The sequence below is a fragment of the Pseudomonas sp. R3-18-08 genome (assembly GCF_003852065.1).
In the GTDB taxonomy this organism is placed as follows: Bacteria; Pseudomonadota; Gammaproteobacteria; order Pseudomonadales; family Pseudomonadaceae; genus Aquipseudomonas.
In genome coordinates, this window is sequence record NZ_CP027729.1 from 2,081,291 (window position 1) to 2,100,341 (window position 19,051).

Annotated in this window: 15 protein-coding genes; 10 read left to right on the forward strand and 5 right to left on the reverse strand. The window is 59.9% G+C overall.

All coding sequences use genetic code 11. The features are described 5' to 3' along the window. Positions 1 to 5: 5 nt before the first annotated feature. Positions 6 to 1,652, reverse strand: coding sequence for a GMC family oxidoreductase (locus C4J92_RS09635; RefSeq protein ID WP_124403672.1), 1,647 nt, complete (start codon positions 1,650 to 1,652; stop codon positions 6 to 8). Between the two features lie 129 nt (positions 1,653 to 1,781). On the opposite strand from C4J92_RS09635, the gene C4J92_RS09640 reads away from it, so the two are divergent. Further along, positions 1,782 to 2,675: a LysR family transcriptional regulator gene (locus tag C4J92_RS09640; protein ID WP_124403673.1), complete on the forward strand. Its 894-nt coding sequence runs from the start codon at positions 1,782 to 1,784 to the stop codon at positions 2,673 to 2,675. Positions 2,676 to 2,812: 137 nt separating this feature from the next. Here C4J92_RS09640 and C4J92_RS09645 read toward each other — a convergent pair whose 3' ends face one another. Together C4J92_RS09645 and C4J92_RS09650 are read right to left on the reverse strand one after the other, a co-directional pair. Further along, positions 2,813 to 4,159 carry a glutamine synthetase family protein gene (locus C4J92_RS09645; protein WP_124403674.1) on the reverse strand — a complete coding sequence of 449 codons (1,347 nt, stop codon included), beginning with the start codon at positions 4,157 to 4,159 and terminating at the stop codon, positions 2,813 to 2,815. A gap of 11 nt (positions 4,160 to 4,170) precedes the next feature. Continuing rightward, positions 4,171 to 4,728 (reverse strand): helix-turn-helix domain-containing protein, encoded by a 558-nt coding sequence (locus C4J92_RS09650; RefSeq protein WP_124403675.1) that lies wholly within the window; start codon positions 4,726 to 4,728, stop codon positions 4,171 to 4,173. Positions 4,729 to 5,026: 298 nt separating this feature from the next. Between C4J92_RS09650 and C4J92_RS09655 the strand changes: the two genes are divergently transcribed. The 3 genes from C4J92_RS09655 to C4J92_RS09670 all read left to right on the forward strand — a co-directional run bounded on the left by C4J92_RS09655 (position 5,027) and on the right by C4J92_RS09670 (position 7,317). Continuing rightward, positions 5,027 to 5,485 (forward strand): transposase, encoded by a 459-nt coding sequence (locus C4J92_RS09655; protein ID WP_124405784.1) that lies wholly within the window; start codon positions 5,027 to 5,029, stop codon positions 5,483 to 5,485. Positions 5,486 to 5,725: 240 nt separating this feature from the next. After that, on the forward strand, positions 5,726 to 6,034 hold the full coding sequence (locus tag C4J92_RS09665; protein WP_124370291.1) for an RcnB family protein: 309 nt from the start codon (positions 5,726 to 5,728) through the stop codon (positions 6,032 to 6,034). Between the two features lie 89 nt (positions 6,035 to 6,123). Further along, positions 6,124 to 7,317 (forward strand): MFS transporter, encoded by a 1,194-nt coding sequence (locus C4J92_RS09670; RefSeq protein ID WP_124403677.1) that lies wholly within the window; start codon positions 6,124 to 6,126, stop codon positions 7,315 to 7,317. Here C4J92_RS09670 and C4J92_RS09675 read toward each other — a convergent pair. After that, entirely contained in the window at positions 7,280 to 7,552 is a 273-nt protein-coding gene (locus C4J92_RS09675; RefSeq protein WP_124362141.1) for a DUF1652 domain-containing protein, read from the reverse strand. The two genes, C4J92_RS09670 and C4J92_RS09675, sit on opposite strands and share 38 nt — an antisense overlap. 102 nt (positions 7,553 to 7,654) lie before the next feature. After that, entirely contained in the window at positions 7,655 to 9,151 is a 1,497-nt protein-coding gene (locus C4J92_RS09680) for a helix-turn-helix transcriptional regulator (RefSeq protein WP_124403678.1), read from the reverse strand. Positions 9,152 to 9,365: 214 nt separating this feature from the next. On the opposite strand from C4J92_RS09680, the gene C4J92_RS09685 reads away from it, so the two are divergent. The 6 genes from C4J92_RS09685 to C4J92_RS09710 all read left to right on the forward strand — a co-directional run bounded on the left by C4J92_RS09685 (position 9,366) and on the right by C4J92_RS09710 (position 19,040). Next, positions 9,366 to 9,989, forward strand: a complete 624-nt coding sequence (locus tag C4J92_RS09685; protein ID WP_124403679.1) for a hypothetical protein — start codon at positions 9,366 to 9,368, stop codon at positions 9,987 to 9,989. A 202-nt stretch (positions 9,990 to 10,191) separates the two neighbouring features. Continuing rightward, complete coding sequence (locus tag C4J92_RS09690; protein ID WP_124403680.1) at positions 10,192 to 10,536, forward strand: FKBP-type peptidyl-prolyl cis-trans isomerase; 345 nt, start codon at positions 10,192 to 10,194, stop codon at positions 10,534 to 10,536. Between the two features lie 503 nt (positions 10,537 to 11,039). Continuing rightward, complete coding sequence (gene mgtA / locus C4J92_RS09695; RefSeq protein ID WP_124403681.1) at positions 11,040 to 13,745, forward strand: magnesium-translocating P-type ATPase; 2,706 nt, start codon at positions 11,040 to 11,042, stop codon at positions 13,743 to 13,745. Positions 13,746 to 13,773: 28 nt separating this feature from the next. Then, positions 13,774 to 14,490: an MgtC/SapB family protein gene (locus C4J92_RS09700; RefSeq protein WP_124403682.1), complete on the forward strand. Its 717-nt coding sequence runs from the start codon at positions 13,774 to 13,776 to the stop codon at positions 14,488 to 14,490. A 302-nt stretch (positions 14,491 to 14,792) separates the two neighbouring features. Further along, entirely contained in the window at positions 14,793 to 15,419 is a 627-nt protein-coding gene (locus C4J92_RS09705; RefSeq protein ID WP_124362148.1) for a response regulator transcription factor, read from the forward strand. A 6-nt stretch (positions 15,420 to 15,425) separates the two neighbouring features. Then, a complete protein-coding gene (locus tag C4J92_RS09710) occupies positions 15,426 to 19,040 on the forward strand; it encodes a transporter substrate-binding domain-containing protein (protein WP_124403683.1) in 3,615 nt (1,204 codons plus the stop codon). The last annotated feature ends 11 nt before the right edge of the window (positions 19,041 to 19,051 follow it).

Consider the following 19,051-nt stretch of genomic DNA (forward strand, 5'->3'; position numbering starts at 1 on the left):
GCTATTCAGATTGCGTGAACCGTTTCTCTCTGCGGGGCGAGGCTCCTTGTGTTCGGTGAAAGGATCAGTTGCGCGGCCTTCTCGGCGATCATCAGCGTCGGTGAGCAGGTGTTGCCTGAGGTAATGCGCGGCATGATCGAGGCATCGGCGATGCGCAAGCCCGGTACGCCATGCACGCGCAACTGCGCGTCGACCACGGCGTCCTGGTCATTGCCCATGCGGCAAGTACCCACCGGATGGAAGATCGTCGTGCCGATACGCGCCGCCGCTTCGTGCAGTTGTTCTTCGGTTTGCAGGGCGTCACCGGGCAAATATTCAACCGGCTTGAACTGGCTCAGGGCCGGGGCGGCCACGATCCGCCGTGTCAGGCGAATGGCGTCGGCGGCTACGCGCAGGTCTTCGGGATGGCTGAGGTAGTTGGGCCGGATCAGCGGTGCGTCCGCCGGGTTGGCCGAGCGTATGTCGATGCGCCCGCGACTGTGCGGGCGCAGGTCGCAGACCGACGCGGTAAACGCGGGGAATGCATGCAGCGGCTCGCCAAAACGCTCCAGGGACAGCGGCTGCACATGGTATTCAAGGTTGGCCGAGGTCTGCTCCGGCCCGGAGCGGGCAAACGCGCCAAGCTGGCTGGGCGCCATCGACAGCGGCCCGCTGCGGTCGTACAGGTAGCGCAAGCCCATGCCCATCTTGCCCCATAGGGTACCGGCGATCTGGTTCAGGGTGCGGGCGTTTTCCAGTTTATAGATCAGGCGCAGTTGCAGGTGGTCCTGCAGGTTGCCACCCACGCCCGGCAGTTCATGAACCACGTCGATGCCCAACGGCTTGAGCACATGGGCGGGGCCGATACCAGAGCGTTGCAGGATGCCCGGCGAGCCGACGGCGCCGGCGCACAGTACGATTTCCCGGCGCGCTTTCCAGCTTAACTGCTGGCCGAGCTGGCGCCCGACGACCTGAGAAGCGCGGCCGTTTTCCAGCACCACGCGATCGACCTCCACCTCAGTCAGTACGGTCAGGTTGGGCCGTTTGCGCACCGGTTTGAGAAACGCCTTGGCCGCATTCCAGCGCACCCCGGCCTTTTGGTTGACCTGGAAATAGCCGCAGCCTTCGTTATCGCCCTGATTGAAATCGCTGATGTTGGCGATGCCGCTTTGCTTTGCGGCCTCGCGAAACGCATCCAGGATCGGCCACGACAGACGCTGCTGCTCGACGCGCCACTCGCCGCCGTCGCTGTGGAATGGCGAGGCGCCGGCAAAATGGTTTTCGCTGTGCTTGAACAGCGGCAAGACGTCATTCCAGGCCCATCCCGGATTGCCTTGCGCCGCCCAGCCGTCATAGTCCTGGGCCTGGCCGCGCATGTAGATCATGCCGTTGATGGAGGAACAGCCCCCCAGCACTTTGCCGCGCGGGTAACTCAAGGCACGACCTTGCAGGCCTGCCTGGGCTTCGGTCTTGAAGCACCAGTCGGTGCGCGGGTTGCCGATGCAGAACAGGTAACCGACTGGAATATGGATCCAGGGGTAGTTGTCGCGACCACCGGCCTCCAGCAGCAGCACGCGATGGGCCGGGTTGGCGGACAGCCGATTGGCCAGCAAGCAGCCGGCGGGGCCGGCGCCGACGATCACGTAATCGTATTCAGCAGGTGCAATGGGCATTGGGGGTCTCGCTTGTTTTTCTTATTGGCTCCATCCTAGTTGTTAGTTTTCGTCTTAAAAATGTTAGTTTTTGCCCAGCTGCTGTGCGTTTTTAAACAGCGCTGCCCACGCGTGCGCAATGGAGGCGATATGTTCGACTGGAATGACCTGCGGTTTTTTCTCGAGTTGCAGCGCAGCGGCCGTTTGCTCACCGCCGCGCAACGGTTGAAAACCACGCACGCCACGGTGGCCCGGCACATTGAGGCCATCGAAAAAAGCCTCGGCACCGCGCTGTTCGTGCAGCACGCCCAGGGTTATGAGCTGACGCCGGCCGGCGAAGCTTTGCTCAAACATGCCGAAGCCATGGAAAACGTGGCCCTGCTGGCGGAAGACGAACTTACCCATTCTGCAGCGCCCCTGGGCAAGATTCGTCTCGGGGTGGCGGAGGGCCTGGGGGTGATGTTCCTCGCCAGTCGCATGGGGGGCTTGTTTGAACGGTATCCAGGCTTGGAAGTGGAATTGGTCGCGGTGCCGCGCTTTGTCAGCATTCTCAACCGCGAAGCGGAAATCAGCATTCACCTGGAACGCCCCAGCGTCGATCAGTTGGTCACCCGCAAACTCACCGATTACCGCCTGGCGCTGTATGCCAGCCGCGCTTATCTGCAGCGTCATCCGCCGATTGAAAAACGCGAAGACCTCGCGGCCCATTCATGGATCGATTATGTCGATGATCTGCTGTTCAGCCAGGAACTGAAATTTCTCAGCAGCTTCTGTCGCAACCCCAAGGTGGTCTTCCACAGCACCAGCGTGATTGCGCAACACCAGGCCGCGCGGTCGGGCTTGGGCATTGCGGTATTACCCTGTTTCATGGCGGCGGGCGATGCGGACCTGGTGCCGTTGTTGCCGGGGGAGAGCATCCAGCGCAGCTATTGGATCAGCTCGCGTCGGGAGTTGCACAAGTCGGTGCGGTTGCGGGTGTTGTGGGATTACGTGGTGGAGTTGTGCGCGCGCGAGCAGAAACTGTTGCTTGGTGAAGCTGACTGACGAAACCGAATCAACACTGTGGGAGCGGGCTTGCTCCCGATGGCGGTGGTTCAGTCACAGCTGCATTTGCTGATATACCGCTATCGGGAGCAAGCCCCCTCCCACATTGGATCTCCACACGCAGGATGTGGCGGTTTTTAGAGAAACCAGCGGTATTCCCGCGCAGAAATCTCCTGCTGAAACGCCAGATGATCCTGGCGTTTGTTCTCGCAATACACATCGACGAATTCCGCGCCCAGCTTGTCGCGCACCACCGACTGATGTTGCATGGCGCGCACGGCGTCGAGCATGTCCACGGGGAAATCGGTGCCACTGCTGCGGTCTTCGTTCAGCGGCGCGATGGGCTCCTGCCTGGTTTCAAGGCCATGCTCCAAACCGGCGAGGATCGCCGCCAGCACCAGGTATGGGTTGGCGTCGGCGCTGGCCAGGCGATGCTCGATTCGCAGGTTACGTGGGTCGGACTCGGGGATGCGCACGCACGCATCACGGTCTTCGAAGCCCCAGCTGGCGCGGGTAGCGGCGTTGACCGTACCGCCGAGGCGGCGGAACGCGTTGTGGTTGGGCGAGAAGATCGGCATGCAGTGGGGCAGCAACTCCAGGCAACCGGCCACGGCGTGGCGCAGCGGTTGCTGCTGGTGCGCCGCCAGCACGTTATTGCCCGCGCCGTCATACAGGCTGACATGCACATGCATGCCACTGCCGGGAAACTGCAGGTAAGGCTTGGCCATGAAGCTGGCGCGGTAACCGTGTTTGAGTGCCACGCCGCGGGTGCTGCGGCAGAACAGGGCGGCCCAGTCGGCGGCGCGCAGGCCGTCATCGCAATGGCCAAAATTGATTTCGAATTGGCCCGGGCCGATTTCGGCGGTGATCACCGTGATATCGATGCCCTGGGCCTTGGCGGTTTGTGCCATGTCGTCCAGCACGTCGCTGAAGTGCGACAGCCGCTCGATATGCAAGTTGGGCTGGTCATCGACATCGTCGCTCAGCGGGTCGCGGGGGAATTGCGGCAGACCATTGTCGAGCTTTTTGTCGAACAGATAGAACTCCAGTTCAAACGCCACCACCGGGTGAATGCCTTTGTGGTGCAGGCGTTCCAGCACCCTGGTCAACACTTCGCGGGGTTCGAATTCGATGGGCGCTTCGGTGCCGTCGGAAGTGATCAGCATCTGCCCCAGCGGCTGCGACTCCCAGCTCACCGGCTTCAGCGTACCCGGCACCAAGCGCCGATTGGCATCCGGGTCACCGTCGTTGAAGCAGTAGTCGCCGATCTTGAACAACCCGCCCTGTGCCCCCAGCAACACGGCGTTCTGCGGCAGCTTCAACGGGCTGCCGGCGGCGATTTTCTCGAGCATCTCCACCGGGTAGCGCTTGCCATAGAAATGCCCCGGAATGTCCAGGGCGATCAGGTCGACGTAGCGCACCTCGGGATGGTTCTGGCGGAAGGTCCGTACTTCGGCCAGCAAGGTTGCAGATGGGCTTTTCACGGGTGCAGCTCCTAGTTGTAAACCCACAGCACGCGGGCGGGCAGGTCGGTCAGGTTGGCATAGCGACAGTGGGCGAAACTGGCCAGATGAAAGCTGTCGCCAGGGCCGAGGGTGACCGCATCCGCCTCGCCTTCAACCCACAGCGTCAACTCACCCTCCAGCACAAAACCGGCCTGTTCGGCACGGTCACTCATGGCCTGCTCACCACTGTTGGCGCCGGGTGCCAACAGGCTGTCGAGCATCGAGAACGCACCGTTCATGCTCGGCGAGACGAGGATGTCGGTGATGCCATTGGCGTAATACAGCGTGCGCCGCTCATTGGGCCGCGTGACCCAGTCCACCGCCTTGGGTTTGGGCAGGCTGTAGAAGTAAGTAGTAGGCACGTCGAGGGCGTGGCTGATGGCGGTCAGGTCGGCCACGGTCGGGCGCGACAGGCCACGTTCCACTTGGGACAGGAAACCCACCGAACGTTCGATCTTTTGCGCCAATTGCGCCAGGGTGAGTTTCTTGTGCTTGCGCAGGTCGTGGATCAGGGCGGCGAGGGTGGCGAGTTCATCTTGAGGTGTCATGAAATTTAATTCGAATAATTTCATGAAAAATTACAGGATTAATTTCACGTAAGCAATGACCATGGAGATTGGTTGTGGCGAGGGAGCTTGCTCCCGCTGGGCCGCGAAGCGGCCCTAATTCGCCCACCGCATTTGTTCAGGTGTGTCTCGGCCGGCCTTTTTGGGGCTGCTGCGCAGCCCAGCGGGAGCAAGCTCCCTCGCCACGGGGAGTGGGGAAACATAATGAAATTGAGTCGCGGAGCGACCCTTCTCGGGCCTGCTAGGTTGAATGAGTCATTCAATCAAAGGGAGCGACGGATTGCTTCAAAGGCCCAACTCTCATTTGCTACGGCGAGGTCGTTATTCAGAAGCAGGGCGTGTGTATCTGGTGACGGCAGTGGTTTATCAGCGGTATCCGGTTTTTGCTGAATTGTCTCTGGCCCGGTTATTGGTTGCAGAGCTCAAACGCGCCCATGATTGCGGTCTGGTCGGTTCGTTGGCCTGGGTCATCATGCCCGATCATCTTCACTGGATGTTTGAGCTGCGTGACGCAACGTTGCCGCAGGTGATGCGACAAGTGAAGTCACGCAGCACGTTGACCATCAATCAAGCCTGTCGTACGAAGGGCGCGTTTTGGCAGAGCGGATACCATGATCGCGCGGTGCGAGCCGAGGAAGATCTTATAAAAATCGCGCGTTACATCATTGCCAACCCCTTGCGGGCTGGGTTGGTCGAGCATATCGGCGATTATTCGCTCTGGGACGCAATCTGGTTATGAGTTTGAGTTCCCCGATGTGGCGAGGGAGCTTGCTCCCGCTGGGCCGCGAAGCGGCCCCAATCCATCCACCACGTTCGTTCAGGTATATCTCGGTCGGGCTGTTTGGGGCTGCTGCGCAGCCAGCGGGAGCAAGCTCCCTCGCCACAGGGGTTATCGGCGACCGGGTAGTGTTTTGACCTGAATGTTTTCACGCCCCTGCGGTCGGAACCTGGGTACGCACTCAAAATTGAAGGAGCATCCATGAAGTCCAGATCCCTCGTTGCCTGTGTTCTCGTTGCGGCAGGCCTGTCTACCGCCAGTTTTGTGGTGCAGGCCGGCGATACGCCCCAGGAAACCGTGCAGCCTTCCAACATCAATACCCGTGATTTGAAGGAAGGTGACCGCGCCCCGGATATCCTCATGCGTAAGGAGTCGGCCCTCAGCGACTGGAAAAAACGTGGCCTCAAGCAGCCCGAGGAAGAGAGCCAGTGGGCGCGGGTCGGCGATAAATATGTGCTGCTCAAGACCACCAACGGCACCATCCTTGAGATCACTCCGGTCAAGAAATAATCCTGCCGCACCACCTGCTCGTTTCACCTTTCTTGCGTTAAGGTAACCGACCGCAATGGTCGCGTTACCTTCAAAGAAAAGAGAGCAGGATGCTTGCCACCATCAAAAACTACCCCCGCACGGTGAATCTGTTGCTGTCCGCCACGTTGCTGCTGACGTTGGCCAAGGCGATTACCTTTCCGTACCTGGTGATCTACCTCACCCGCCACTTTGCCCTCGACATCAGCCAGGTCGGCCTGGTGATCGGCAGCTCGCTGATTGTCGGCTCGTTGCTCAGCGTCTATGGCGGGTTTCTTGTCGACCGCGTCAACAGTTACCGTTTGCTGCTCGGTCTGAGCCTGGTGTTTGTGCTGGGCTTTATCGGTACGGTTGTGGCGCAGAATATCTGGGCGTTCTACAGCTGCCTGATCCTGATCAACTTGGCCTATGCGGTCATCGATATCGCGATCAAGGCCGGCTTCGCCAGCTTGCTGCCCGAGGAGGGGCGCAGCGAAGTGTTCTCGATCAAATATACATTGACCAATATCGGCTACGCGGTGGGGCCGTTTTTTGGCGCGATGGTGGCGAAGCTGGATATCAGCCTGCCGTTTATACTGTCGGCGCTGTTGGGCGTGGGATTTTTCCTGCTGTACTGGCGTTTGGGCGACCGCACATTGACCTCCGTGGACGCCACGCAAAAACCGGTGCCGTTCCTCGCCGTGGGCCGTGTGCTGCTCAAGGATCATCGCCTGGTGTGCTTCACCCTCGGTGGCCTGCTCAGTGCGGTAGTATTCGGCCAATTTACGGCCTACCTATCGCAATACCTGGTGACTACCACCACTGCCGAATACACCTACACCGTGATCAGCGCCGTGCTCACCACCAACGCCGTGCTGGTGATTGCCTTGCAGTACCTGATTGGCCGGCGCATCTCGCACCGTTATCTGAGCCAGTGGCTGATCGCAGGTTTGGGCATGTTCATGCTGGGGCTGATTGGCTTTGCGTTGGCCACCAGCGTGGTGTGGTGGGTGGTCGCGATGGCGGTGTTTACCGTGGGGGAAATCATCGTGTTCCCGGCCGAGTACATGTTTATCGACCGGATTGCGCCTGACGCCCTGCGCGGCATGTATTACGGTGCGCAGAATCTGTCCAATCTCGGCGCCGCCTTGGGGCCGGTGTTATGCGGGATGGTGCTGGCCAGCCTGCCGGCGCATTACATGTTTTATATGCTCGGAATGTTTATTGTCGGCGGCGGGGTGTTCTATTTCATTGGGGCGAAGATGAAGGCAAGTCATCCAGCGTGAGCTTGCCGACGTTGTTGCTTTGCAGCTCATAGCGCAATTCATCCACCATTTTCGCCACTTCCTCCGGGGTCTGCAGCCGATTGGTGCTGATCCCGGTGACTACCAGATCGACCCGTCCGGTTTCGGCGTCGAATACTTTGAGGGTCAAAGATGCATCCCGGCACAGGGTGAATTCGCAGGTCAGCGGCGACAAGCCTTCTTCGATGCAATTTCGCAGTTGAGAGAGGGTGAACATGCAGGTTCCTTCAAGGCACAGAGACGATGCCTTAAAGGTTATTGATTAGCCTGCTGCGTCATAAGGCGAATTAGCACTAGCTGCACTAGTGCATTTGCACCCTTAACGCTTGTTCTTTATCCGTACTTCACCGGCAAACAGCCCGCGTTCGCGGGCCCAGACGATGGCCGTACTGCGGCTGTGCACGCCCAGCTTGGAGTACACCGTCGCCACGTGGTTGCGCACGGTGTTGGGTGCCAGCTTCAGGCGCGAGGCGATCTCCTTGTCGGCCAGGCCCTCGCAGATCAACCCCAACACGTCGCGCTCACGGGCGGTGAGGTCGGTGAAGGAAACGTTGGGCAGGTTAGGGCTGTTGACGCTTTTGGCATTGGCGAGTTTTTCGATCAGGGTCTGGCTGAACCAGGACGCGTCCTGCATGACTTCCTCGATGGCGGCCACCAGTTCCAGCTCCGAGCGTTTACGTTCGGTGATGTTCATGAATACCAGCAGGTAGCACGGCATGTCCTGGATGATCACGGTGTCGGCCGACACCACGCAGTCGATCACTTCATCGCCTTTCTTGCGCACCTTGAGGTCATGACCTTCCAGGTTTCCGGCTTTCTCCAGGGTCGCGAACAACTGTGCGCCGGCCTGGGGGCTGTCGATGAAGTCGATGTCTTCGATGGATTTGCCGATCAGTTCTTCGCTGATATAGCCGGTGATACTCATGAACGCTTCGTTGATATCCACCACCTGGCGATTGGCGGCGTTGCACACCAGGGTTGGCACGGGCGTCAGGCGAAAGGACTTGGCGAAGCGTTCTTCACTCTGGCGCAGGGCGATTTCCGCTTTGCGTCGCGGCTCCAGGTCCATGAACGAAAACAGCATGCAGTCCTCTTCGTTCATGTCCAGGGGCTGGCCGGCGACGATCACCAGCTTGCTGCCGCCTTCGGGCAGTCGCAGCTCTGCCTGCATCTGCGGAATGGTCGAGCCTTGCCCCAGCCGCTCGATGGCCAAGTCCTTGCGTTCGGCCTGTTCGAGCACGTCCAGTTCATACACGGATTTGCCGATGACCTGGTCGCGGTTGTAGCCGGTCATCTCCAGGAAGCCCTGATTGACCTTGATATAGCGCAGGTCGCTGAGGCGGCAGATCACGGCGGGCGCGGGGTTGGCGTTGAAGGTTTTCTCGAAACGTTGCTCGGCGCTGGCCCATTCGGTGGCGTCACTGAGGATCAGCACCAACAGTTCCGGCTCGCCGCGCGAGTCGGTGATCACCAGGCTGCGCAGGCGGTGAACCCAGGTCTTTTCTTCATCGGCCGTAGGAATGACCTCCACGATCACGTCGCTGAACTCATCACCCGCCGCCGCGCGGGCCAGAGGGTAGTTATCCAGTTGCAACGGGTGGTAATTGCGATAACGCAAGGTGAAGCGCTCGGCGTATTCCTGCCCATTGGCGCCCAGCCCCATGACGTCAGTGACGCCGTGCATGGTCAATGCGGCTTCGTTGGCCCAGAGAATGGTCTGGTCGACCTCGGCCAGGATCACGCCGTCGGACAACCCGGAGATGATTTGCTGCAGTTGGCGGCGGTTGGTTTCTTTGGCAAGAACATCCTGTGTCATAGGTTCTCCAAGGTGTGGACGCATGGGTTTTACGACATCCCCGGTTCAGGATAGTGCAGAGAAGTTGTCTGGGGGGGAGTGCGAATGGACCAGGCGGGGGAGTGCATATGGGCCCCGTCGCGTGCCATTGGCTTGATATGGTTTGCGGTAAGGACGCCACCTGTGTGAACGCGTAAAATGCCGGCATTTCACGCGTTTCACGCAAGGGTGCCCTTTGAGCGCAAGCAAAACCGTCGGACTGTTACTACTACTCACTTCCCTGCTGGCGGCGTGCGGCACCTCGCCGCCACGCACGCCCAATGATATCTGCGGCATCTTTCGCGAAAAGGATGACTGGTACGACGCGGCCAAGGTCACACAAAAACGCTGGGGCGTGCCGATCCAGGTGCCTTTCGCGATCATGTATCAGGAGTCGGGCTTTCGCTACGACGCCAAGACGCCGCGTAAATACCTGTTGTGGATCATTCCCTGGGGGCGCGTGTCCACCGCTTCCGGCTATGCCCAGGCCAAGGACGAAGTGTGGAATGACTACCGCAAAAGCACCGGCCGCAGCGGCGCCGATCGCGAGGACTTCGACGACGCCATCGACTTTATCGGTTGGTACATGGACAAGACCTACAGCATCAACGGTGTCTATAAATACGACGCCTACGGCCAATACCTGAACTACCACGAAGGCTGGGGTGGTTATCGCCAGCGCACCTATGCCAGCAAAGCCTGGCTACTGCCGGTGGCGAGCAAGGTGCAGGCCCGTTCGCAGATGTATGCGCGGCAATATGCCGGGTGCAAAGATGAATTGGGGCGAGGGTTTTGGAGTCGGTTCTGGCATTGGTTATAAACGCCGATTACTGGATGCATGCAAATCGAAATGTGGGAGGGGGCTTGCTCCCGATAGCAGGCTGTCAGTCAATGATGGGGTGACTGATGCACCGGTATCGGGAGCAAGCCCCCTCCCACATTGGATCGCGTGGTCATGACACTTGCCAAACCCACCCGGTTCTGGGAAAACCGCAGCCTTTCACGCCTTCAATGAGAGCCCCATGAGCAACGACGAATTGCAGATCACCGACATCCGCCTGGGCACAGGCAAAGCTGTGGTCAAGGGCGCGCTGATCACCACTCAATACACCGGCACCTTGGAAGATGGCACCGTGTTCGATTCGTCCTGGGAGCGAGGCAAGCCGTTCCAGTGCGTGATCGGTACCGGTCGGGTGATCAAGGGCTGGGACCAGGGATTGATGGGCATGCAGGTTGGCGGTATACGCACGTTGTATGTACCGGCGCACCTGGCCTACGGCGAGCGCTCGGTGGGCGCGCATATCAGGCCCAACAGCAACCTGCGTTTCGAGATTGAATTGCTGGAAGTGCTGACGCGGGATGATTGAAGAGGTTGAGCATGGACGTTGATCTGCATGTGTTGCCCAGCCACATTTCTGATCCTCGGTGGTTCCAGTGAGCGCGTTCCTGAACCCATCCTGAAGAAACTTCTTATTCACCATGCGGAAACTTTCCTACGGTTTACTCTGCATAAATCGCGGCGTAAGCTTCGCGCGTTTTCATCAATAGCGGAGACCCTCAGTGGGTACTTGTTCGAGTGACAGTAGTCGGCCGGTTTCAGTAACCGGCACATACTTGGCAAGGTAACGCGCATTTTTTCGATGCCGTTGTCTCGCCAGAAAAGCGAGAAGCGGCATCTCGGCAGCAGCCATTCCTGGCGCCTGCCTGATCCCTCTCATCGACGCTGACCAGCACCCGAGTTGCCTCGGGAGGCTACGGACGCGCCTGCCTTTTACGGTGGGCGGGCCAGGTTCGGCTGCGCCTGTTCGGCAGGCGCAGTGCGGATGGGCGGTACCTGCACGAGGGTTTTTCATCGCGCAGGAGTAACACCATGAACCTCACGCTGCTCAAAGAGTTCTTCGCCGGTTTTCTGCGGACCCGGCATATCGCCCGGCATTTTCGGCGCCTGACGATGCTGGAGACCGTGACCGACGCCAGCGTCAGCCGCGAAGTACCGCCTAGCCTCGCGCAAACCCTGGTGGCCGCAGCCAACGGCAGTGCCGTGCAGCTGCTGGGCATGCTGGGCAGCCACGCCGAGGGTTTGAACACCCAGGAGGCCGACGCGTTGCGCGGGCAGTACGGGCTCAATGAAGTCGAGCACGAGCAGCCGCTGCCTTGGTGGGTGCACGTGTGGCACTGCTATAAAAACCCGTTCAACCTGCTGCTGACGTTGCTGGCGGTGATCTCCTGGCTGACCGACGACATGAAGGCCGCTTTGGTGATTTTCTCCATGGTGGTGCTGTCGACCCTGTTGCGTTTCTGGCAGGAGGCCAAATCGAACAAGGCCGCCGACGCCTTGAAGGCCATGGTCAGCAACACGGCGACAGTGTTGCGCCGGGACGCGGCCAAGCGTCTTGAGCTGCCGATCAAGCAACTGGTACCGGGCGATCTGATCGTGCTGTCGGCCGGCGACATGATTCCCGCTGATTGCCGCGTGCTCAGTGCCAAGGACCTGTTCGTCAGCCAGGCAGCAATGACCGGTGAATCGATGCCGGTGGAGAAGTTCGTCCAGCAGCAGGATGCCCAGGTTCGCAACCCGCTGGACTTGGAAAACATCCTGTTCATGGGCACCAACGTGGTGTCCGGCGCCGCCACGGCGGTGATTCTCGCCACCGGCAACCACACTTACTTCGGTGCCCTGGCGCAACGCGTCACGGCGACCGACCGTGCCACCACCTCGTTCCAGCAGGGAGTCAACAAGGTCAGCTGGCTGCTGATCCGCTTCATGTTCGTGATGGCCCCGCTGGTGTTGTTCATCAACGGGTTCACCAAGGGTGACTGGACTGAAGCCTTGCTGTTCGCGCTGTCGATTGCCGTGGGCCTTACCCCGGAAATGCTGCCGATGATCGTCACCTCGACGTTGGCCAAGGGCGCGGTGTTCCTGTCGCGCAAGAAGGTCATCGTCAAGCGCCTCGACGCGATCCAGAATTTCGGCGCCATGGATGTATTGTGCACCGACAAGACCGGCACGCTGACCCAGGACAGGATTTTCCTGGCGCGCCATGTGGATGTGTGGGGCCAGGAATCCGAGGATGTACTGGAAATGGCCTACCTCAACAGCTACTACCAGACCGGTTTGAAAAACCTGCTGGATGTGGCCGTGCTCGAGCACGTCGAAATCCATCGTGACTTAAAAGTCGGTACCGCGTTCCAGAAGGTCGATGAGATTCCATTCGACTTCAATCGGCGTCGCATGTCGGTAGTGGTGGCAGAGCAGGACCAGCCGCATCTGCTGATCTGCAAAGGCGCGGTGGAGGAGATTTTGGCAGTGTGCAGCACCGTGCGCCACGGCGAGGTCAACGAAGCATTGACGGATGAACTGCTGGCGCGTATTCGCCAGGTGACCGCAGCGTTCAATGACGAGGGCCTGCGGGTGGTGGCCGTGGCCGCACAACCGATGGCGCCAGGTCGCGACACCTACAGCCTGGCGGATGAAAACAACCTGACCCTGATCGGCTATGTGGCCTTCCTCGACCCACCCAAGGAAAGCACCGCGCCTGCGCTCAAGGCCCTGAAGGCCCATGGCGTAGCGGTCAAAGTGCTGACGGGCGATAACGAACGAGTCACCGCAAAGATCTGCCGTGAAGTCGGCCTGGAGCAGCAAGGGCTGCTGATGGGCAACGACATCGAGGACATGACTGACGCCGAGCTGGCCCGGGCCGTGGAAACCACCAATGTGTTCGCCAAGCTCACGCCCAGCCACAAGGAGCGCATCGTGCGCCTGCTCAAGGCCAACGGGCATGTGGTCGGGTTCATGGGGGACGGCATCAACGATGCACCGGCACTGCGTACGGCCGATATCGGCATTTCGGTGGACAGCGCGGTAGACATCGCCAAGGAAGCCGCCGACATCATCCTGCTGGAAAAGAGCCTGATGATCCTGGAGGAGGGCGTGCTGGAGGGCCGCCGCACCTTCGCCAACATGCTCAAGTACATCAAGATGACCGCCAGCTCCAACTTCGGCAACGTGTTCTCGGTGCTGGTGGCGAGTGCGTTTATCCCGTTTCTGCCAATGCTGCCGATGCACCTGCTGGTGCAGAACCTGCTGTATGACATCTCGCAGATCGCGATTCCGTTCGACAACGTCGACGAGGAGATGCTCGCCAAACCGCAGCGCTGGCAGCCGGCAGATGTGGGCCGCTTCATGCTGTTCTTCGGGCCGATCAGCTCGATCTTTGACATCACCACGTTCGCACTCATGTGGTACGTGTTCGATGCCAATACCCCGGACCACCAGACCCTGTTCCAGTCGGGCTGGTTCGTGGTGGGGCTGCTCACCCAAACGTTGATCGTGCACATGATCCGCACCCCGAAAATCCCGTTCCTGCAAAGCCGTGCGGCGATGCCGTTGATGGTCATGACGGGCGTGATCATGGCCGTCGGGATCTTCCTGCCGATGGGGCCACTGGCGCATTACTTCAAACTGCAGGCGCTGCCGTCGCTGTACTTCGTGTTCCTGCCAGTGATCTTGCTGGCGTACATGGCGCTGACCCAGGCGGTGAAGGGCTACTACATCCGCAAGTTTGGCTGGCAGTAGTTGCCGCAGCAGTCATGGAGGTTTTTTTATGCAGGCAATCAACAACATCAACCTCGACTCTCTGGTGGATACCGTCGTCAGCCTCACGGCGGCGTTCCTCCTCGGCGGCTTGATCGGCTTCGAGCGCCAGTACCGCCAACGCACCGCAGGCTTGCGCACCAATGTGCTGGTGGCGGTCGGCGCAGCGATCTTTGTCGACATGGCCAATCGCCTGGGCGGTGCGGAAGGCGCGGTGCGCGTGGTCGCGTATGTGGTTTCGGGCATCGGCTTCCTGGGGGCCGGGGTGATCATGCGCGAAGAAGGCAATGTGCGCGGGCTCAACACAGCCGCCACCCTCTGGGCGTCGGCCGCAGTGGGAGCCTGTGCGGGGGCCGACCTGATCCTCGAGGCGTTGCTGGGTACGCTGTTCGTATTGGCCGCCAATACTTTGCTGCGACCGATCGTCAACAACATCAACCGCCAGCCTTTGGACGTGGTCTCGGCCGAGGTCACCAACATCCTCTATGTCATCGCGCGGCGCAGCCAGCAACAGGCGGTCATGGTGCTGCTGGAAGCCGAGCTGGCGCAATGCAACTACCCGGCCAGTGATGTCGACGTAAGGCCGTTCGGCAGCGAAGAAGTTGAAATCGAGGCCACCCTGGCCGCGACGTCGGTCGACGGTGACGAGCTGGATGCATTGGTGGCGCGTATTTCCACCTCCAGCCTGGTGGTGCAGGCGTTCTGGAGCCCAAGTACCACCGACTGACCCGCCCGCCTGAAACCCCGTCGAGCCAATATCAGCTAAGCTTTTTTGCGAGGAAAAATCCTACAAGTAGTCAGGACTATCCCTTCAATCAAAACGTCATTGCATTGTTAAGGTTGGGCACTTACGGCTGGGCGCTCGTTCTCGTCCAGCCGTGATTGCTCGTGATGTTCAATGGAAGGGGCCAGGCTGCGAGCGGTTATCGTCCTGAGCGGGTGCAGTACCGTTTGTCGGAACTGTCATTTCTCACAGGTACCTAGGTCCCGGTTGATGTGTAAGGGTACTTTGACAGCCTAGGGGTGTGTATGAGCAAAGCATTAATCGTGGATGACCATCCGTTTATACGTGCGACCGTCAAGCATTTGCTGAAGTTGGAAGGATTCGATGACATTTATCAGGCGGGTGACGGTGCAGATGCAATGCAATTGGCGCGGGAGCAACGTCCCGAACTGATCATCCTCGACCTGGCGATGCCCAAGCTGGGTGGGTTGGAAGTTATCTGTCGGATCAAGTCCCTGGGCCTGCCGTGCAGGATCCTGGTGCTGACCTCCTACCTGGCCGTGTTTTTTTCCACCCGTTGCATGCGAGCCGGGGCCATGGGGTTTGTGGCCAAGACCGGCGAGCTGGACGAACTGCAAAAGGCCATCAGAGCGATCCAGTCCGGCTACAGCTGTTTCCCGAGCCTGCCTACCAGCTCGGTACGCCGTGACGATCTGCAAGAAACGGAGCGGCAGATGATCGAGTGCTTGTCGGACCGTGAACTGACTGTGTTGCAGAAACTGGCCCTGGGGCTGGGCAACAAGGAAATTGCTGAAGACATGCTGCTGAGCCACAAGACGATCAGCACCTACAAGACCCGCCTCAAGGAAAAGTTACGTATGTCCTCAGTGGTGCACCTGTCCAAATTTGCCCAGCGCAATCATCTGATCTGATTTGAAATGACCGCCATCGCGTTCAAGCGGTTCGCCACGATCCTCTGGTTGAGCCTGTTGCCCATGGCCGCGATGGCCTTTGACGAGCCCACGGTTTTGCGGCTGTTGGGCCACTCTCGTATTGACCCTCCCGTCGTCACGCTGCAAGAGGCCGACTGGCGCTGGTTGCGCGAACGGCGCACCTTGCTGATGGGGGTGTCCGCTCCCGATTACGCCCCGTTTGACCTGACCAATAACCGTGAGGAGCTCGAAGGCATTACCGCCGATTTTGCAGCGCTGGTCAGCCAGGCCCTGAATATCTCCATTGAAGTTCGGTGTTACGAAACGCGCGATGAAGTGATCGAAGCCCTCAAGCGAGGCGATGTGGATTTCCTCGGCTCGGCCAATGGTTATGAGGCGGCCGACCCGCAACTGATCCTGTCCCGCTCCTACGCCAATGACCAGCCCACCCTTGTGACCCGCACCCACGATAGCCAGGCGCTGACCGAAGACCTGGCGGGCAAGCGCGTGGCGATGCTCTATCACTATCTGCAACCTGAGGTGGTACGGGCGTTTTACCCCCATGCCCAGGTGGAGTTGTTTTCTTCGGCCTTCGAGGCGATTGGTGCAGTAGCGTTTGGCCGCGCCGATGTGTATCTGGGCGATGCTATCAGCACCAATTACCTGATTCACCGAAACCAGCTCAATATTGTGCGCATGGCGGATTTTTCCACCCTTGAAGTCAACCCGTTCGCCTTTGCATTCACCCGGCAGAATACGCGGCTGCCGCCGATCATCAATGCGGCGCTGGAGGCGATTCCTGCCGGGGAGCAAATGGAAATATTGCGCCGCTGGAGCGGCGGCAACCTCGGTATTGTCGGTGCCGGTCGGTTGCACTTGAGTGCCAGTGAACAACGCTGGCTCCTCAAGCATCCACGGGTCAAGGTCGCGGTGCTGGACAAGCTCCTGCCGCTGTCGGTCATCGATGATCGGGGCCAGTTCGAGGGGCTGAGTGCCGAGGTGCTGTCACGTATCAGCCTGCGCACCGGTTTGAAGTTCGACGTGGTACGGGGTAGCTCGATACCCCAACAGATCGACCAGGTCAGTGCGGGCGCGGCGGATATGCTGGCGGTCGTGACCCCCAGTGTCGAACGCGCCGAAAAGGTGCGGTTCACCCGGCCCTACCTGACCAACGCCTTGGTGCTGATAACCCGAGGTGATGAACACAGCCCGGTCACATTGGAAGATATGGTGGGTAAACGCCTGGCGATGATCAGCGGCAACGGACTGCGCGATACGATCATGCGGGATTTTCCCGGCGTCGTGTTTATCGATGTGGACAGCGCGGAGCAGGCGATGGCGATGGTAGCCAGAGGCGAAGCGGAGGGGGCGGTCAATTCGCTGATCAGTGCGCGCTATATGATCGCCCGGTATTACCGCGACCGGTTGCGCATCACCAGTACGGTCGGCTCCGAACCTGCACGCATCACGTTCGGGGTCAACCGCAGTCAGTTGGAGCTTTATTCGATCCTCGACAAAGCACTCCTGAGCATCACCCCGCAGGAAATGGATGAAATGATCACCCAATGGCGCAGCGAGGTGATCATCGAAGACAGCTATTGGCTACGGCACCGCAACATGATCATTCAGGGGTTCGGGCTGGCCGCGTTGCTGCTGATCGTCACGTTGAGCTGGGCCATCTACCTGCGCCGCCTGATTCGCAAGCGCGTCCAGGCCGAACGCGCCTTGAGCGACCAAATGCGCTTCATGAGCGTCTTGATCGACGGCACGCCGCACCCGATTTATGTGCGTGACCGGCAGGGGCGATTGATGGCCTGCAATAACGCTTACCTGGACGTATTCGGTTATAAGCTCGAAGACGTGATTGGTAAAACCGTGGTCGAAACCGACGCCGGCAACCTGCCCCAGGCTCAGTCGTTTCATCAGGATTACCTGCGCCTGATGGCAGAAGGCGAGCCGCAGATTCATGATCGAATACTCAAATTGCCCAACGGCGATGCCCTGACCATCTACCAGTGGATGCTGCCCTATCGCGACGGTGACGAGAAAGTGGTGGGCATGATTGCCGGTTGGGTGGACGTCAGCGAGCGCCAACAGTTGTTGGGTCAGCTGCAAGAAGCCAAGGACGAGGCTGACGCTGCCAACCGGGCCAAGACCACCTTCCTGGCGACCATGAGTCACGAGATCCGTACGCCGATGAACGCGGTGATCGGCATGATCGAGCTGGCCCTGAAGAATGCCGAGCGGGGCGTGGCCGACCGGGATGCCCTGGAAGTGGCGTCGGAGGCTTCGCGTGGCATGCTGGAATTGATCGGCGATATTCTCGACATCGCACGGATCGAGTCCGGTCATCTGTCGTTGGCCCTGGAACCGGCCAATCTGTACGAGTTACTGACCTCGGTGGTGCGGGTGTTCGAAGGTCTGGCGCGGGCCAAGGGGCTGGCGCTGCAGGTTGAACTCGATCCGTTGATCGACCGCGTGGTCCTGATTGACCCACTGCGTTTCAAGCAGGTGGTGTCGAATTTGCTGAGCAATGCCATAAAGTTTACCCACGAGGGCGAGGTCAGGCTCGGTGCTCTTGCGGCGTTCGAAGGGGAGCATCTGGAGCTGAAATTCTGGGTGCAGGACACCGGAATTGGCATCAGCGCCCACGACCAGCTGCGCCTATTCAGCCCCTTTATCCAGGGCAGCAATGGCGAACAGTCGGCACGTAGCGGCTCCGGCCTGGGGTTGGTGATCAGCCGCAACCTGTGCGAAATGATGGGGGGGCGACTGCACTTGAGCAGTGTGCTGGGGCAGGGCTCGCGGGTAGATGTAACGTTGGCCTTGGTCATGACCGCTGTATTGGCGCAGGAGGGGGCGTCGGCAAACCCTCCGGCAGAGCCGCCCGATGCCCTGAGTATCCTGGTGGTGGACGACTACCCGGCCAACCGCTTGCTGCTGGCTCGGCAGTTGAGTTTCCTGGGCCACCGTATCACCACGGCCGAGGACGGGATTCAGGGGCTCGAGCAGTGGCGTGCCGGGCAGTTCGATGGCGTCATCACCGATTGCAACATGCCGTTCAAGAATGGCTACCAGTTGGCACGGGACATCCGCGTATTGGAGCGTGAGCGAGGCCTGGTGCCGTGCCTGCTGCTGGGGTTTACCGCCAATGCACAACCCGAAGAGGCCGAGCGCTGTCGGCAAGCCGGTATGGATGGGTGCCTGTTCAAACCCACCGGGCTTGACGATTTGCGCGTGGCGCTGGCGTCGCGCTCCACTTACGCCCTGAGCCCAGAGGCGGCAGCGTTTGATTTGAGCACCTTGATCGCGTTGACAGGCGAGGACCATCACGCGCTTACCGAATTGTTGACCCCCTTGCTCGACAGCCTCGAGGCGGACCGGGCGCTATTGCCGACGCTGCAGCGCAAGGCTGACTTCGCCAGGCTGCACGACCTCGCCCATCGCGCCAAGGGCGGTGCTCGCATGGTCAAGGCACAGGTGTTGATCGCTCGCTGTGAAGCGCTGGAGGCAGCCTGTGAAAGCCAGGACCGCAACGCGCTGGGGGGGGCGATCGGTGAGGTGACGCAGGCGATGATCGCTTTGCATGAGGGGTTGAGTCTCCATTGCAATCAGTCTTGATCCCGATGACG

Coding starts and splice junctions, on each gene's coding strand:
- C4J92_RS09650 (WP_124403675.1), bottom strand. CDS start 4,728: ATGACACCTCAAGATGAACTCGCCACCCTCGCCGCCCTGATCCACGAC.
- C4J92_RS09675 (WP_124362141.1), bottom strand. CDS start 7,552: ATGTTCACCCTCTCTCAACTGCGAAATTGCATCGAAGAAGGCTTGTCG.
- C4J92_RS09640 (WP_124403673.1), top strand. CDS start 1,782: ATGTTCGACTGGAATGACCTGCGGTTTTTTCTCGAGTTGCAGCGCAGC.
- C4J92_RS09670 (WP_124403677.1), top strand. CDS start 6,124: ATGCTTGCCACCATCAAAAACTACCCCCGCACGGTGAATCTGTTGCTG.
- C4J92_RS09700 (WP_124403682.1), top strand. CDS start 13,774: ATGCAGGCAATCAACAACATCAACCTCGACTCTCTGGTGGATACCGTC.
- mgtA (WP_124403681.1), top strand. CDS start 11,040: ATGAACCTCACGCTGCTCAAAGAGTTCTTCGCCGGTTTTCTGCGGACC.
- C4J92_RS09705 (WP_124362148.1), top strand. CDS start 14,793: ATGAGCAAAGCATTAATCGTGGATGACCATCCGTTTATACGTGCGACC.
- C4J92_RS09665 (WP_124370291.1), top strand. CDS start 5,726: ATGAAGTCCAGATCCCTCGTTGCCTGTGTTCTCGTTGCGGCAGGCCTG.
- C4J92_RS09710 (WP_124403683.1), top strand. CDS start 15,426: ATGACCGCCATCGCGTTCAAGCGGTTCGCCACGATCCTCTGGTTGAGC.
- C4J92_RS09635 (WP_124403672.1), bottom strand. CDS start 1,652: ATGCCCATTGCACCTGCTGAATACGATTACGTGATCGTCGGCGCCGGC.
- C4J92_RS09680 (WP_124403678.1), bottom strand. CDS start 9,151: ATGACACAGGATGTTCTTGCCAAAGAAACCAACCGCCGCCAACTGCAG.
- C4J92_RS09690 (WP_124403680.1), top strand. CDS start 10,192: ATGAGCAACGACGAATTGCAGATCACCGACATCCGCCTGGGCACAGGC.